The following is a 14,410-nucleotide window of genomic DNA, read 5'->3' as shown; positions in this document are numbered from 1 at the left end:
CCGACACATCCGTGCAGGTCGGCGGCGGTACACCGTCAATTTTCGCTACCAGCAGGTAATTTCAGTCGAGTACGGGGACCCGGTGCAGGAGCAGCAGGGCCACGTCGTCCGGCCGCGAGCGTCGTTCGGTCACGTTCAGGGTGAGCAGGTCCGCCATCCGCTCCAGCCCCGCCTGCGGGGTGGCCCTGGTCGGCCCGCCGGTGCGCCGGCTCCACAGCTCCAGCCCGCCCAGCATCCGCCCCACCGAGTGGTCGTAGTCCTCCGCCCGGTCCTCGACCAGGCCGTCCGTGTACACCAGCAGGGTGTCGCCCACCCCGACCCGGCCCGTCGTCAACGGGTAGGCGGCGCCCGGCTCCACGCCCAACGGCGGCCCGCCCGGCAGCTCCAGCTCGCCCGCCCGGTGCCCCGACACCAGCACCGGCGAGGTGTGCCCGGCCCGCGCCCCGCTCAGCTCCCCGGTGGCCGGATCCAGCACCAGGTACAGACAGGTGGCGAACAGGTCGGTGTCCAGCTCGGCCAGCAGCCGGCTGGTCCGGGCCAGCGTCGCCGCCGGGTCGTGCCCGTCGGTCGCGTACGCCCGCAGCCCGCTGCGCAGCTGGCCCATCACCGCGGTGGCCTCGGCGTTGTGCCCCTGCACGTCGCCGATCACCACGCCCACCCGGCCGTCCGGCAGCGGCAGCAGGTCGTACCAGTCCCCGCCGATCTGCATCCCCTCGGTGCTCGGCAGGTACCGCGCCGCCGCCACCACCCCGCGCACCTCGGGCAGGCTGCGCGGCAGCATCGCCCGCTGCAGCTCGGTCGCCCGGTGGTGGTGGGTGTCGTACAGCCGGGCCCGCTCCAGCGACTGCGCCAGGATCCCGGCGAAGGCCGAGTACATCGTCCGGTCCTCCCGGCTGAACACCCGCTCGGTGGCGAAGGTGATCAGACAGGACCCGACCTGCCGCCCCGAGGCCACCAGCGGCAGCACCGCCCAGGCCGCCGGGGTCAGCGGCCCCTCCCGCCGCACCCCGCCCGGTTCGCTGAACAGCGGCACCGACCGGGCCAGCGAGGACTGCATCACCCCCGCCGAGAGGTCGTGCAGCCGGCTCAGCTCGCTCCGGTACGGGCCGCCGAAGACCTCGTGCGAGATCGGCAGTAAGCGGCCCTCGTCCACCAGGTCCAGCACCAGCCCCGAGGCGCCCAGCGCCGGCCGGGCGACGTCCGTCATCGCCGTGGTCACGTCCCGGACCGTCACCGCCCGGGAGAGCGTCCTGGTCAGCGCCAGCAGCAGCGCCGAACGCGCCCCCGCCCCGGCCGGATCCGCCTGGTACGGCTGCGCGGGCGCCGCCGCCCCGGCCCGCTGACGGTCCGTCATCAGCCCGGCCACCCGCACCGGCCGGCCGTGCACGTCCAGCATCACCTCGCCGTCCTCCCGGACGTGGGTGATCTCCCCGTCCGCCCGCACCACCCGGTACGCGAAGCGGTACGGGCCGCCCGAGGAGAGCGCCTCCGCCATCGCCGCCTGCAGGTCCGGCAGGTCCTCGGGGTGCACCAGCGCCGTGATGTCCGGGGCCGGCGCGGTGTCCGCCTCCTCCGGCGGCTCCAGGCCGAACAGCCGGTACGCCCGGGCGTCCCAGCTGGTCTCGCCCGTCACCAGGTCCCGCTCGAACGCACCCGCCCCGGCCGCCCGGGCCGCCAGCGCCAGCAGCGGCCGCCCGGCCGCCGCACCGCCGGCCCGGACCCCGGGCGGTATCCGGTCGGCCGCCTGCACGTGGTCGATCAGGTGCGACAGCCGGTGCGCGACCGCCTCCGCGAGGGTCTCCAGCACGTCCACGTCCCGGCGCGGCACCGTCCCCCGGTGCGCCAGCGACAGCGCCAGCGAACCGATCGCCGCCCCGTCCACCACCAGCGGCAGCACCGCCAGCGCGACCAGGCCGGTGCCGCGGCCGGCATGCGTCCCCGGGTAGTCCGCACCGGTCTGCTCCGGGCTCAGCAGCACCGGCTCCCGGCGCTTCAACGCCAGCGCGGCAGGCAGCTCCGAAGCCGGGTCCACCAGGCCGTACCGCTCGTGCGCCCACTCCGGCAGGCCGTGCGAGGCCGCCAGCCGCAGCATCCCGTCGCCGTCCGTCAGGTACAGCGCCGACCCCTCACCGGTGATCCACCCCGGCCCCTCCGACAGGATCGTCCCCAGCAGGTCGGCCGCCCCGCCCGCCCGCAGCAGCAGCCGCACGCAGCGCATCACCGTCCGGGGCCCCTGCGTACGGGACGCCCCCTCCTCGGAGGCCGGCCACGTCTCGGTGAGGTCCATCGCAGACTCCGGCCCTTCCGCGCACGGGGTAGTGCGCCCATCCTATTTGCGCGCCCGCACTTTCGGCGCTGCGCCGCGTCGAGGGTGGTTACACCGGGGGCGCGGGGAACTGCGCGAGTCCGGAAGGCGGACCAGCGTGAGATCGGGGCAGGCGAGCCAGTTGCCCGTGCTGCCGTTCCCCCGCGCGCAGTTCCTCGCGCCCCTGCGGGGCGCTCCCCGCAGGGGCGCTGCGCTAGCCGAGGCGGCGGTGGACGACCACCACGGTGCGGTCGTCGGCGACGTCCGGGGCGACGGCGGCGAGGAGGGCGGCCGCCGGGTCGGCGGCGGCGGTGCGCAGCAGCGGGGCGGCGGTGGAGAGGAGGCGGCCGATGCCGTCGTCGATGTCCTCGCCGGGGACCTCGACCAGGCCGTCGCTGTAGAGCAGCAGCGAGTCGCCGTGGTCGAGCTGGCCGTGGACGGGCGGGTAGCGGGAGCCGGCCAGGATGCCCAGGGCGGGGCCGCCGTCGGTGGCGAGCAGCCAGCTGCCGCCGCCCGCCCGGTGGTAGTGGGCGGCCGGCGGGTGGCCGGCGTTGAAGAGGCGGTAGCCGCCGTGCGAGGGGTGCAGGGCGAGGTGGACGGCGGTGGCGAACTCCTCCTCCCAGTCGAGCCGGGCGAGGTAGTCGTTGGCGGTGGGCAGGAAGGCCTCCGGCGGCACCGAGCCGAGCAGCATCGCGAAGGCCCCGGAGAGGTGCATCGACCGCGCGGCTGCCCGGCTGCCCTTCCCGGAGACGTCCACCAGCACCACCTCCAGCAGGTCCTGCTCCGGCCGGTGCGAGGCGAGCAGGAAGTCCCCGGAGAAGAAGGTGCCGGAGACCGGGGCCAGGGCCCGGTGGAAGCGCCAGTCCAGCAGTTGGTCGGGGAGGCGCCCGAGCGCGGTGGTCCGCTCGGAGAGTTCGAGCAGCATCGAGTCGCCCCGGGTGCCGCGCAGCCCGAGCCGGCTGCGGTGACGGGAGGTCAGCAGCACGGTCAGCGCGGCGGCGATCACCACCCAGGTGGAGCCGGGGGTGAGGCCGAGCGGCTCGCGCCAGAGGAAGCAGGCGCCCAGGCCGAGCACCACCGGCACCAGCAGGGCGAGCTGACGGCGGGTGTGGAGCAGGAAGCCGCCGAGGATCACCGGCAGCACCAGCGCGGAGGGCGGGCAGCCGGTGGGGAAGGCGACGGCGAGCAGCGCGAGCAGCAGTGCGAGCACCGAGAGCAGGCCGAGCGCGGCCTTCTCGGCGGACGGGTCCCCGTCCAGGAGCTGGCTGGCCCAGCGGCCGCCGGGCCCGCGCCGCAGCCGGTCGGAGAGCTGCCGGGCCATCGTGGTGACTGCGGGCACCTGACCTCCGCCGGTGGCTGACCTTCCGTCAGCCCACTCTAGGCAGGAACCCCGAGGGGCACCCGTCGGCCTGCGCCGACGGGCCTACCGCGGGCCTCGCCCGCTGCCCCCTACTGCCCGTCGCACTCGCCGTAGGACTCCTGCGGACGGGCCGGGACGCTGCGCCGCGAACGGACGCCGAGCGCGATCGCCAGCAGGCGGCGCGCGGTGGAGACGGCGGGGGCGGCGGCCGGGGTGCGGCCGGGGCCGGCGGCGGGGGTGCGCTGCGCGGGGACCAGCCCGGTGGCGGGCCGGGCGGCGGGCGTGGTCTGCGTCATGCGCACGTCCTTCGGGCTGGTGCGTCGGTACGGGTACGTACCGGAAGGCTGTCAGTGTCACCCGGCCACGGCGACGGTTCGGTATCGAAAACCACCCGAACGGATACCGTTCCGGTGAACTGGTATCTAACCCGCCGCCGGCCAGTTCCGCAGCCCCTCGACCACTACCCGGATCAGACGGTCCCGAGTCACCGTCAGTTCCGCGCTCAGCCGGAACGCCCCGGCGGCGGTCAGCGAGGCGAAGCCGTGCGCCGTCGAACGGACCGCGCGGGCGGCGTGCACCGCCTCCTCGCCGGCCAGCCCGTAGCCGTCCAGGACGGTGAGGATCACGCCGACCAGGCGGCCCGCGGCGGCGGTCAGTTCGGGGTCGTCCTGCGGTGCCTGCGGGAGGGCGGCGTACCGGCGCGGGTACTGGTCGGCGTAGTCCAGGTAGGCGCCCAGCAGGGCGGTGGCGGCGGTGTCCCGGTCCAGCCCGCGGACCGCCGCGTCCAGCCGCTCGGCCAGCTCCTCGGTGACCCGGACGGCGACCAGGCGGCGCAGTTCGGCCAGGCCGCCGGGGACGTGCTTGTAGAGCGAGGGGGTGGCGACGCCCGCGCGGGCGGCCACCGAGGCGAGGGTGAGGGCGTCCGGGCCCTGACCGTCGATCAGCTCCACGGCGTGGTCCACCACGCCGGCGGGGGTGAGTCCGACCCTGGGCATCAGCTGACCTCGTGCAGGAAGGGGAGCAGGGCGTCGGCGGTGGCCTGCGGGAACTCCGCCATCGGGTAGTGCCCGGCACCGTCGATCATCACCTTACGGGCCGTCAGCGCGGCCGCCTGCCGGTCGGCCACCACCTCCGGGGCCGGGAAGTCCGGGTCCCGGCTGCCCATCAGGACCAGGGCGGGGCAGCGCACCTCCGCCGTCCAGCCCGCGGGGGAGGGGTCGCCGGCGACGTAGCCCCGGGTGGCCCGCTTGCGGCCGGGGGTGCGCAGGGCGGCGACCGAGGCGGCCTTGTACGCGGCGAAGTCGGCGGGCCTGGCGCCCGGGTAGGCCTTGTCCAGGTAGAGGCCCCAGACGGCGGGGAGGTGCACCACGGCCAGGCCGAGCACCTTGAGCAGGGCGCGCTGGGCGGCGGTCGGCGGCAGGTTCTCGATGATGGCGTCGATCAGGGCGATCCCGGCGATCCGCCCGGGCGCCTCGGCGGCGGCCCTGACCACGGTGGCCCCGGTGTAGGAGTTCCCGGCCAGCGCGGCGCGCTCGACGCCGAGGTGGTCGAGCAGGGCCAGCACGTCGCCGGCCAGGGCGGCGGGGGAGTAGTCGTCCCAGTCGATCGAGGACTCGCCGAAGCCGCGCAGGTCCAGGGTGATCACCCGGTGCCCGGCGGCGGCCAGCAGCGGGCGCAGGTACCGGTAGACGGTGCGGGAGTCGAGCATGCCGGGGAGCAGGACCACCGGCAGGCCGGTGCCGGGGGTGTCGTCGTAGGCCAGCCGGCCGCCGGGGAGGTCGAGGTACCGGGTCTCGGGGTGCGTCTGCGTCGCCATGCCTCAAAGCTAAGGCTAATAGCCTTAGCCGTCAATGGGTGCGGCGGTGCTAGCGTGCGGAGCGCAGGAGTCCGAACGCGGAAGGGGCGTCATGCCGTTCATCAACGTCAAGCAGCTGTCCGGCCGGAGCGAGGGGCAGCGGGCCGAGATCGCCCGCGAGCTCACCGCGACCTACGCCCGGATCACCGGCGTGAGCCCGGAGAACATCTGGGTGGCGATCGAGGAGATCCCGGCCGAGAACTGGTCCTCGGCCGGCGAGACCTTCGCGGCCAAGCGCGCCAAGGGCTGACGGCGGCTCAGGAGGGGGTCAGGGGGCGTCCACCCGGAACGGGTCGTGCTCGGCCAGGAGCTTCTCCAGTCGCGCCTGGTCGACCCGGGTGGTGATCTCCCCCTCCTCCTGGCGGTCCCGGATCACCTTGGCGAGGGTGAATGCCGAGGTGATCTCCCAGAGCAGGCCGACCGCGAGGAATGCCCGCATCCAGGCGTTCACCGGCAGGTAGAGCACCCCGAGGGCGAGGGCGGCGGTGGCCAGCGCGAAGGAGAGCACGGCCTGGGCGTAGTAGGCGTTGGTGGTCCGGGGCTGGGTGGCTGCGGTCATGCTCCCAGGATGGCCAACTCCCTTGCCCCCCACCTGAGTACGGGTGCTCAACCCGGGCCCGTGCGGCGGGCTGAGTACCCGGCCCGGCGGGCCCGGGTCACGGCGCGTCAGAAAGAGATGGACTGCACCACTCAAGCCGCTTGGAATCATGGGCTCCTAGGATTAACGTTTGATAACGCAGCGCGGTCGGCAACGCCGTACCCGAACGGCACCGTGCGCCGTCGCCTAATCCCACGGCCCTCCCACGGGCGGGCCAGGGAGCCGGGGAACCACGTTCCTTGGGGTGAATCGGCCGGGCCCCACCCGGCCGTAGGAGACCTTCCTGCTCCGAACCCGTCAGCTAACCCGGTAGGCGCGAAGGAAGGAAAGGAGCGCGCCTCCGTGGCGTCGACGCACACCCAGGCACACCCCCGGCAGGACGGCAGCGGCACCACCCAGCTGCTCGACCACCCCCTCCCGCAGGAGGCCGCCCGGCACCGGATGCCCCGTCAGACCCGCTCCTCCGGCCCGCTGCTCGGCGTCACCGCGATGGCCGCCTCGCTCGGCGCCACCGGCTTCGCCGCGGCCGCCCCGGCCGCCGCCGCTCCCGCCACCCCGCCCGCCGTCGCCGCCGCCGACCAGGCCGACGCGGACCGCACCGCCGGGGAGCGCCCGCTCTCCGCCGACCCCGGGCTGGCCCTCGCCGCCCGCATCCAGCAGCAGGCCGACGGCCAGCGCACCTCCGCCGAGGAGACCGCCCGGCTGGCCGCTGCCCAGGAGGCCGAGGCCAAGCGCACCGCCCAGGCCCAGGAGCAGGCCGCCGCCGAGGCCGCCGCGGAGCAGGCCGCGCAGGGCGCCTTCACCCTCCCCACCAGCGGCTACCAGCTGACCGCGCACTACGGGCAGTCCGGCTCCTACTGGTCCCACCTGCACACCGGCCTGGACTTCGCCGCCGCCACCGGCACCCCCGTGGCCGCCGTCACCGGAGGCACCGTCAGCTCGGCCGGCTGGTCCGGCGCCTACGGCTACCGGGTGATCCAGACCCTCCCCGACGGCACCGAGCTCTGGTACTGCCACCTCTCCTCGATCACCGTCGCCTCCGGCCAGGTCGCCCCCGGCACCGTGCTCGGCAAGGTCGGCGCCACCGGCAACGTCACCGGCCCCCACCTCCACCTGGAGGTCCGCCCCGCCGGCGCCACCCCGGTCGACCCCCTGACCTGGCTCCAGGCCCACGGCCTCAACCCCTGACACCCCGTCGGGCCCGCCGCCTCCCCGGCCGCGGGCCCGGTCCGTCAGTCCTGCTCCTCCGCCTCGTACCCCTGGGCCGCCAGGTAGGCGTCGATCTCCTCGTGCCCCGGCTCCGGCGCCAGGTCCGGGTACTCGTGCACCAGCAGCGCCGCCAGCCCCGGCACCGTCCACTCGCCGCACAGCCGCAGCGCCTCCTCGGCCACCGCCGCCTCGAAGGCGTCGAAGTCCCCCGAGAGCTCCTCCGGCATCGGCAGCCCGAGCGCGTTCAGCCCCGCCAGGTTCCGGTAGGAGCGCTGCATCAGCCGGTTCTCCAGCAGCATCCGCGCCCCGTCCGTCGCCATCCCGACCGAGATCACCCGGGTCGGCCCCCAGCCGCCGTCCGAGTCCACCTCGTCCAGCCCGGCCAGGGCCCCGAACGCCTCGGCCCGCTGATCCGGCGTCAGCTCCCGGAACCCGTCCAGCCAGCCCCGCACCGCGCCCTCGTCCGCCGTGTCCACCCCGTCCGCCCGCAGCAGCAGCGCGTACAGCCGGGGCCAGGTCACCAGGTGCGGCTGGCGCAGCAGCCCGCAGAGCAGCTCGCCCTGCCACTCCGCCTCCGCGTGCAGCTTCTCCTGCCGCTTGGCGTTCAGCCGCTTGGTGGCCCGCTGGTGGTCGATCAGCAGCTCCACCGCCCTGCCGTACGCCTCCGGCTCGGACTCCGGCTGGACGTACAGGTAGAGCCGCTCGTAGAGCAGCTGCTCCAGCACCGCGGAGGTCAGCTCCGGGAAGCCGTCGTGCATCCGGCCGTCGCCCAGCTCCAGCAGGGTGAGCACGGTGCGCAGCGCGGGCTCCGGCACCGGCGGCCGCCCCTCTTCGGCGGCCCAGTCGAGCAGGTCGTCGGCGCGGGTGCGGGGGCTGAGCAGGAGGTCCTCGTGGTTCACCCTCGTACGGTATCCGGTGACGGACCGTCGGGACGCCGGGACGCCGTCCGCGTAGGGTCGTGCTCCATGGACCCCGTCCGGCTCACCGGCCCCCGGCTCGCGCTGCGCGAACTGCACGGCACGCCCGAGGAGGCGGCCGCCCTGCACGCCGTCTACGGCGACCCCGAGACCGTTCGGTACCTCGCCTTCGAACCGGCCGACCTCGACACCTGTGCCGACCAGCTCGGGCTCGCCCTCGACCTCGCCGAGGAACACCCCCGCACCGGCTACCGACTGGCCGTCACCCGCCACGCCGACGGCCCACCGGAGAGCGCCCCGCTGATCGGCAGCGCCGTCCTCACCGTCGAGTCCGCCCACGCCGCCTCGATCGGCTACGCGCTGCGCCGCGACACCTGGGGCCGCGGCCACGGCGGCGAGGTCACCGACCTGCTCTGCGCCCTGGCCTTCGACACCCTCGGCCTCGCCCGCCTGGCCGCCCGGGTCGATCCCGCCAACACCGCCTCCGCCCGGCTGCTCCTGCGGGCCGGCTTCCGCCTGGAGGGCCGCATCCGCCGCGACCTGAGGGTCGGCGGCCGCTGGTGCGACTCCGACCAGTACTCCCTCCTCGACGACGAGTGGCCCGGCCCCGCTCCCGCCCGGGGGTAGGGAGAACCCCACCCCCCACGCACCGGTGGACCTCATTCCCCCGCCCCGCCCTCCACTGCGACCGTAGGACGGTGAGCCCGGAGCGGCCGGAGGCGGACGAGGAGCCCGTGATGACCAGTCAGACCCACCCCTACCCGGCGCAGTACGGCGGACGGACGGAGGGCCCCGCCCGACCCGGCTTCTGGCGGGCGCCGTTCACCGCCGCCCCCTACCGCGAACTGGGCTTCCTGCTCACCGCCTTCCCGCTCGCGGTCCTCGGCTTCGCCTTCACGGTGGCGCTCTTCTCGGCCGGCCTCGGCCTGCTGGTCACCGTCCTCGGCCTCCCCGTCCTGGCCGCCCTCACCACCACCGGCCGCGGCTTCGCCGCCCTGGAGCGCCACCGGGCCCGCACCCTGCTCGACACCGAGGTCGGCGACCCCGGGCCGGTCCGCAGGAGCCGCCCCGGCTTCTGGGGCGCCGTCAGCGCCCGGCTGGCCGACGGCCTCGGCTGGCGGGCCGCGCTCTACCAGTTCCTGATGCTGCCCTGGTCGATCCTGGCCTTCGTGCTGCCCGTCGTCACCCTCACCGTCGGCTGGGTCCTGGCCGCCTTCCCCACCTACCAGTGGGTCTTCGCCCGCTACACCGACTGGCCGGGCTACCAGCTCTACGACTTCACCACCGACGCCGGCGTCCACCACGAGTACTACCTGACCTCCAACTGGCAGATCCTCGGCGTCTCCTTCCTCGGCTTCGCCTTCGTCTTCCTCACCCCGCCCCTGACCCGGGGCCTCACCAACGTCTCCCGCCTCGCCATCCGCACCCTGTGCCGATAGCCGGTCGCGAGGAAGTGGTCACCCCGGGGGCGCGGGGAACTGCGCGCACCGGAAGACGTCCCACCGCAAGATCGGGGCACATCAGCCAGTTGCACGCACTGCCGCGCACCCTGAAGCCGCCCGTGCTCCGATGATCGAATGAGCACCCTCGTCACCTCCCGCCCCCTCGACGAGTACTGCGCCCTCTTCGACCTCACCCGCTCCACCCTCGCCGCCCTCCGCGGCCCCGTCCTGGACTGCCCCGGCGGCACGGCCGGCCTCGCCGCCGAGGCCCGCACCCTGGGCGTCACCGTCATCGCCGCCGACCCCGTCTACACCGCCACCCCGCCCCAACTGGCCGCCCTGGCCCGGGCCGCCCGTTCCCGGATGGCCGACCGGATGGCCGCCGCCCCCGAGCTCTACCCGTCCTCCCGGGCCCGCCCGACGGACCGTTACCTGCGCAGCTGGGACCGCGCCCACGCCCTCTTCACCGCCGACCGCGCCGCCCACCCCGAGCGCTACGTGGCCGCCGCCCTGCCCCGCCTCCCGTTCGCGGACGGCACCTTCGCCCTCAGCCTGAGCGGCTACCTGCTCTTCGCCTACCCCGAACTCTTCCCGCCCGAGCGGCAGTTGACGGCCCTGCTGGAACTGGTCCGGGTCACCGCCCCGGACGGCGAGGTCCGCGTCTTCCCGCTGCACGACGGCACGGCCCGGCCCTGCCCGCACCTCCCGGCCCTCCGCGCCCGCCTCGGCCAGCACCGGGTCGGCACCGAGGTGCGCCGCTTCCCCCGCCCCGAGGACGGCCGCACCCGGCGGGTGCTCATTCTCCGCCGGGCCGACCACCGCCGGCGGTCCGCTCCTCGGTAGCGTCCGCTCCGTCCTCGCCCTTGGCCTGCCCCGGTACCTGCGGCGCCTCCGGAACCTCCGGCACCGACGCCTCCGCCGCGAGCAGCTTCAGGATCTGCCCCGCCACCACCCGCCGCCGCGAATCCGGCGGCACCGCACGGTCGTTGCGCATCTTGTTCTCCACCGCGAACCGCAGCTCCCGCCGCTGCTCCGGCGCCAGCCCGCCGTGCTCCACCGCCACCTTGGCGGCCATCAGCGCCTGCAGCAGCACGAACGGGGGCAGCTCACTGCTCACCGCCCGCAGGATCAGGTGGTAGTTCTCCGGGTCCGGGTCGCCCTGGAGCAGGGCCAGCGCCTGCACCTGGAGGCCCTCGGTCTGGGTGGCGAAGAGCTTCTCCACCTCCGCCGTGGTGAAGTTCAGCTCCCGGGCCCGGTCCCGGGTCTGCCGGACCGAGTCGTCCAGGGTCTGCCGGTCGGCGGTGGAGAGGGCCTTGGCCAACCGGAGCCGGGTCAGCAGCCAGCCGGAGAGGAAGCCGATCACGGTGAAGTACACCGTCAGCGCCGCCGCGAAGGCCGAGGCGCCGGGGCCGTTCCCGACCACCGGGGCCAGCGCGTGGCCGAGCTCGCGCAGCAGGCCGGGCAGCGCGCCGATCTGGGTCAGCCCGGCGCCCAGCAGGATCTTGGTCAGCCAGTCGGAGACCTGCTCCAGGTTGGTGTTGGGCGAGTAACTGCCCGTCGAGGTGGCGCCCATGTCGTCCGGCCGGGACGCGGCGCCGCTGGTGAGCAGCCGGGGGATGCCGAACAGGAAGCCCACCCCGGCCCCCGCCACCGCGAAGGCCGCCGCCACCACCAGTCCGCCGCCGAGCGCCCCGGCCCAGTCCTCCGAGGTCGAGGCGTAGAGCACCAGTCCGAGCAGTCCGGCCCCGACCACGGAGCCCATCCCGACCTTCGCCACGCCGTCCTGTTGCAGGTCCACCGCGCCCACCCCTCCCCGAAGTCGCTGCGACTGTAGCGGACCGGTCACCCGCTGGGCAGGGCGTGCACGACCTCTGGCAGGGCGCGTCGGAGCGGGCCTCGGGCGGTGCCGCGGGCCGGGGCCTCGGCCGGGGCCGCGCGGGAACGCAGACGGCCCGTGGGCTGCTCCTCGCCTGCCGCCCCGCGGGGGGCGGACCGGAGAGGCACCGGGGATGTACCGGTGAGCCCACGGGCCGGGTGACTGCTTCGAATTCGCCTGCCGCCGGAGGTCGTACGCCCTCGGGTCCTGCGCAGGCAGGGGCGGCTCTAGCGAGCAGCCACCTCACGCATCCTGAAAGAACTCAACTCAGGATCACCTCCTTTCAGTGTGCCGTCACTGTAGGCAGGCGCCCCCGGAGCGCACAACGGGTTTTTCGCCGGGAACGGCGGAAGGCCCGGCAGACGATGTCTGCCGGGCCTTCCGTGCTACTGAGTAGCGGGGACAGGATTTGAACCTGCGACCTCTGGGTTATGAGCCCAGCGAGCTACCGAGCTGCTCCACCCCGCGTCGGTGAACCCAACAGTACGTGAGAGCTGCGCAGAAGCAAAATCGGTTACCCGGCGGCCGTCGGCAGCTCCCGGTGCCGGGAGGTCCTGGCCCGGGTGCGGGCCCACACCGCGAAGCAGACCAGCGCGGCGAAGCAGGGCACCATCAGCAGCCCGTAGACCAGCAGGAAGCCCCGGGTGCCCTCGCCGGCCGCCGCGTTCCAGGCGCCGTGCAGCGACATCGAGAGCAGCAGCCCGACCGGGGCGGCCAGCCGGGCCGCCCAGCGGCGGCCGGTGGTCAGGGCGACGGCGATGCCCAGGCCGGTCAGCGCGGTGAACAGCGGGTGGGCGAAGGGGGAGAGCAGGCCCCGCAGCACGAAGGTGTGCACGGTGGAGTCGAAGTCCCGCAGGCTCGGTTCGGCGCCCAGGCCGATGCTGTCCAGCCGGTCCTGCTGGTCGTCGGTGAAGGCCCGGCCCAGGTAGAGCGCGTTCTCGGTGAAGGCGAAGCCGCAGGCCGTCACCCCGCCCAGCACCACCCCGGCGGCCAGCGTGCGCGGACTGGACCGGGCCCGCCGCCGCGACGGGGTCCGGACCGGGCGGCGGAAGTACGCCGGCCGCAGCCGGGGCCGGAACTCCGGCCGCCGGTACGGGCGCAGCACCCGGGCCACCCGCCGGGCGGGCAGGTGCGTCCGCCGGGCCAGCACCGCACAGGTCCGTTCGACGTGGCAGCGCAGCCGCCTGCGCACCGGCAGCAGCAGCATCGCCAGCGCCGCCCCCTTGGCCGCCTCCTCGATCAGCGGGGTGGCCACGTCGGCCAGCAGGGTCTCGCCCCGGACGCTGCCCTGACGGGCGATCAGGAAGTCCCCGGCCCAGCCGTTGGCCAGGATCGCCACCGTGGTCGCCGCGCAGGCGCCCCAGGCCAGGCAGAACAGGGTGTGCCGCAGCGGCACCCGGGCGGTCTGGTTCAGCCAGGCCAGCGCCCCCAGCACGAAGGGCAGCGGCAGCAGCGCCAGCCCCAGCCCGACCAGCAGCCCGGTGGTCCCGGTCTGCCGGTGCACCAGCCGCAGGATCAGCACCCCGCACCCGGCCAGCGCGAACGCGGCCAGGGCCGAGGAGAGCGCCGGGTAGCGCAGCGCCCGGGCCCGTCGCAGCAACTGCTCGGCCCGCACGTACGGGTACCAGGGCAGCAACCGGCCGGCCCGCCGCACCCGGGGGCCCGGAATCATCGGGGAGCCGGCGGTGGGCGGGAGCGGATCGACGGTGGCGGCGCTGCCCCCGGCCGGAGCCGCGGGCCGGGGCGGGCCGCCACTGGGCGGGCTGCTCACCCGGCACAGGGTAGGGGAACCACCCACCGCCAGGGGAGGGCTCCGGGCAAACCGGGCACCCGGCGCGGAGTGCTGTGATACGGCGTCAGGCGCCCGTCACGGCAGCCCTCAGCGGCGGCGGAACAGCAGGTCGTGCACCACGTGGCCCTTGGCGATCCCGGCCCGCTCGAACTTGGTCACCGGCCGCCACTCCGGGCGCGGCGCGTACCCCGGCACCGAACCCGCCGGGTGCTCCTCCGGCTCCAGCCAGCCGGTCCCGTCACCCTCCGGGTGCAGGTTCTCCAGCTCGGGCGAGGCCGACAGCACCGCCAGCATCTGCTCGGCGTAGGGCTCCCAGTCGGTGGCGCAGTGCACCAGCGCACCCGGCGCCAGCCGCGGCAGCACCAGCTCCAGGAAGGACTGCTGCACCAGCCGGCGCTTGTGGTGCTTCGGCTTCGGCCACGGGTCGGCGAAGTACACCCGCAGACCCGCCAGCGAGGCGTCCGGCAGCATGTCGCGCAGCAGGATCACCGCGTCACCGGCGGCCAGCCGGACGTTCTCCGAACCGTTGCGCTCCAGCAGCTGCAGCAGGTTCCCGTGGCCGGGGGTGTGCACGTCCGCCGCCAGGATCCCGCGCGCCGGATCGGCGGCGGCCATCGCGGCAGTGGTCTCGCCCATCCCGAAACCGATCTCCAGCGTGACCGGCAGCCCGCCGAACAGCGCCGCCGGGTCCAGCGGGGTCCCGTCGATCGCCAGCCCGTACCGCTCCCACCCGCGGTCCAGCGCCCCCGCCTGCGCGGGGGTCATCCGGCCCCGGCGGGGCTGGAAGCTGCGGATGCGGTGTTCGCGGTGCTGCTCCTCGGTGGCCCGGTGCGGGTACATCGGCGCGGGGTAGCCGGCCGGGGCCGCCGACAGGCGCGCGGACGGGGAGCTCTGGGGTGCGGGGGCGGTGGCAGTCACAATCACCCGAGTCTAGGACACCCGCCACACGAGCGAATTTGGTGAGGCCGGGGGCGCGGGGAACTGCGCGCGGGGGAACGGCACGTGCCGCCACTGGCTCGCCTGCCCCGATCTAGCGCTGGGCCGCCTTCCGGACTC

At 75.1% G+C, this 14,410-nt stretch carries 15 protein-coding genes, 1 tRNA gene and 1 riboswitch; of the genes, 5 read left to right on the top strand and 11 right to left on the bottom strand.

The genetic code is table 11. The features are described from left to right. Nucleotides 1–61 precede the first annotated feature (61 nt). The 5 genes from ACIA8O_RS09185 to ACIA8O_RS09165 form a co-directional block, all read right to left on the bottom strand. Nucleotides 62–2,287, bottom strand: coding sequence for a SpoIIE family protein phosphatase (locus ACIA8O_RS09185; RefSeq protein WP_396292987.1), 2,226 nt, complete (start codon nucleotides 2,285–2,287; stop codon nucleotides 62–64). Between the two features lie 232 nt (nucleotides 2,288–2,519). Then, on the bottom strand, nucleotides 2,520–3,644 hold the full coding sequence (locus ACIA8O_RS09180) for a PP2C family protein-serine/threonine phosphatase (RefSeq protein WP_396292986.1): 1,125 nt from the start codon (nucleotides 3,642–3,644) through the stop codon (nucleotides 2,520–2,522). 110 nt (nucleotides 3,645–3,754) lie between these two features. Further along, a complete protein-coding gene (locus tag ACIA8O_RS09175; RefSeq protein ID WP_396292985.1) occupies nucleotides 3,755–3,961 on the bottom strand; it encodes a hypothetical protein in 207 nt (68 codons plus the stop codon). A 126-nt stretch (nucleotides 3,962–4,087) separates the two neighbouring features. Then, nucleotides 4,088–4,660, bottom strand: coding sequence for a TetR/AcrR family transcriptional regulator (locus tag ACIA8O_RS09170; RefSeq protein ID WP_396292983.1), 573 nt, complete (start codon nucleotides 4,658–4,660; stop codon nucleotides 4,088–4,090). Further along, nucleotides 4,660–5,481, bottom strand: coding sequence for an alpha/beta fold hydrolase (locus tag ACIA8O_RS09165; protein ID WP_396292982.1), 822 nt, complete (start codon nucleotides 5,479–5,481; stop codon nucleotides 4,660–4,662). Before ACIA8O_RS09165 ends, ACIA8O_RS09170 begins: the two co-directional genes overlap by 1 nt. A gap of 91 nt (nucleotides 5,482–5,572) precedes the next feature. On the opposite strand from ACIA8O_RS09165, the gene ACIA8O_RS09160 reads away from it, so the two are divergent. After that, on the top strand, nucleotides 5,573–5,770 hold the full coding sequence (locus tag ACIA8O_RS09160; protein WP_396292981.1) for a 4-oxalocrotonate tautomerase family protein: 198 nt from the start codon (nucleotides 5,573–5,575) through the stop codon (nucleotides 5,768–5,770). An 18-nt stretch (nucleotides 5,771–5,788) separates the two neighbouring features. On the opposite strand, the gene ACIA8O_RS09155 is transcribed toward ACIA8O_RS09160, so the two are convergent. Then, nucleotides 5,789–6,079, bottom strand: a complete 291-nt coding sequence (locus ACIA8O_RS09155) for a YiaA/YiaB family inner membrane protein (RefSeq protein WP_345284396.1) — start codon at nucleotides 6,077–6,079, stop codon at nucleotides 5,789–5,791. Between the two features lie 212 nt (nucleotides 6,080–6,291). Beyond that, a riboswitch (cyclic di-AMP (ydaO/yuaA leader) is annotated at nucleotides 6,292–6,448 on the top strand. Between the two features lie 12 nt (nucleotides 6,449–6,460). Here ACIA8O_RS09155 and ACIA8O_RS09150 point away from each other — a divergent pair. Beyond that, nucleotides 6,461–7,306 (top strand): M23 family metallopeptidase, encoded by an 846-nt coding sequence (locus ACIA8O_RS09150; protein WP_396292980.1) that lies wholly within the window; start codon nucleotides 6,461–6,463, stop codon nucleotides 7,304–7,306. 44 nt (nucleotides 7,307–7,350) lie between these two features. Here the strand turns inward: ACIA8O_RS09150 and ACIA8O_RS09145 are convergent, their stop codons facing one another. After that, nucleotides 7,351–8,226, bottom strand: coding sequence for a hypothetical protein (locus ACIA8O_RS09145; RefSeq protein WP_396292979.1), 876 nt, complete (start codon nucleotides 8,224–8,226; stop codon nucleotides 7,351–7,353). 66 nt (nucleotides 8,227–8,292) lie between these two features. Between ACIA8O_RS09145 and ACIA8O_RS09140 the strand changes: the two genes are divergently transcribed. The 3 genes from ACIA8O_RS09140 to ACIA8O_RS09130 all read left to right on the top strand — a co-directional run bounded on the left by ACIA8O_RS09140 (nucleotide 8,293) and on the right by ACIA8O_RS09130 (nucleotide 10,529). Continuing rightward, nucleotides 8,293–8,871 carry a GNAT family N-acetyltransferase gene (locus tag ACIA8O_RS09140; RefSeq protein ID WP_396292978.1) on the top strand — a complete coding sequence of 193 codons (579 nt, stop codon included), beginning with the start codon at nucleotides 8,293–8,295 and terminating at the stop codon, nucleotides 8,869–8,871. A gap of 110 nt (nucleotides 8,872–8,981) precedes the next feature. Further along, nucleotides 8,982–9,683, top strand: a complete 702-nt coding sequence (locus ACIA8O_RS09135) for a sensor domain-containing protein (RefSeq protein ID WP_396292977.1) — start codon at nucleotides 8,982–8,984, stop codon at nucleotides 9,681–9,683. Between the two features lie 138 nt (nucleotides 9,684–9,821). Further along, the gene (locus ACIA8O_RS09130) at nucleotides 9,822–10,529 is read left to right on the top strand and encodes a class I SAM-dependent methyltransferase (protein ID WP_396292975.1); all 708 of its coding nucleotides are present in this window, start codon (nucleotides 9,822–9,824) and stop codon (nucleotides 10,527–10,529) included. Here the strand turns inward: ACIA8O_RS09130 and ACIA8O_RS09125 are convergent. From ACIA8O_RS09125 to trmB, 4 genes are all read right to left on the bottom strand, one after another. Continuing rightward, nucleotides 10,483–11,484 (bottom strand): hypothetical protein, encoded by a 1,002-nt coding sequence (locus tag ACIA8O_RS09125; protein WP_396292974.1) that lies wholly within the window; start codon nucleotides 11,482–11,484, stop codon nucleotides 10,483–10,485. The genes ACIA8O_RS09130 and ACIA8O_RS09125 overlap by 47 nt on opposite strands. Before the next feature lie 472 nt (nucleotides 11,485–11,956). Further along, nucleotides 11,957–12,030: transfer RNA gene (locus tag ACIA8O_RS09120), tRNA-Met, on the bottom strand. 46 nt (nucleotides 12,031–12,076) lie between these two features. After that, nucleotides 12,077–13,333 (bottom strand): PrsW family intramembrane metalloprotease, encoded by a 1,257-nt coding sequence (locus ACIA8O_RS09115; protein ID WP_396292973.1) that lies wholly within the window; start codon nucleotides 13,331–13,333, stop codon nucleotides 12,077–12,079. 108 nt (nucleotides 13,334–13,441) lie between these two features. Beyond that, complete coding sequence (trmB, locus tag ACIA8O_RS09110; protein ID WP_396292972.1) at nucleotides 13,442–14,272, bottom strand: tRNA (guanosine(46)-N7)-methyltransferase TrmB; 831 nt, start codon at nucleotides 14,270–14,272, stop codon at nucleotides 13,442–13,444. Nucleotides 14,273–14,410: the final 138 nt, after the last annotated feature.

The sequence above is a fragment of the Kitasatospora sp. NPDC051853 genome (assembly GCF_044452665.1).
Classification (GTDB): domain Bacteria; phylum Actinomycetota; class Actinomycetes; order Streptomycetales; family Streptomycetaceae; genus Kitasatospora.
This window is presented reverse-complemented; position numbering and strand designations above follow the sequence as displayed.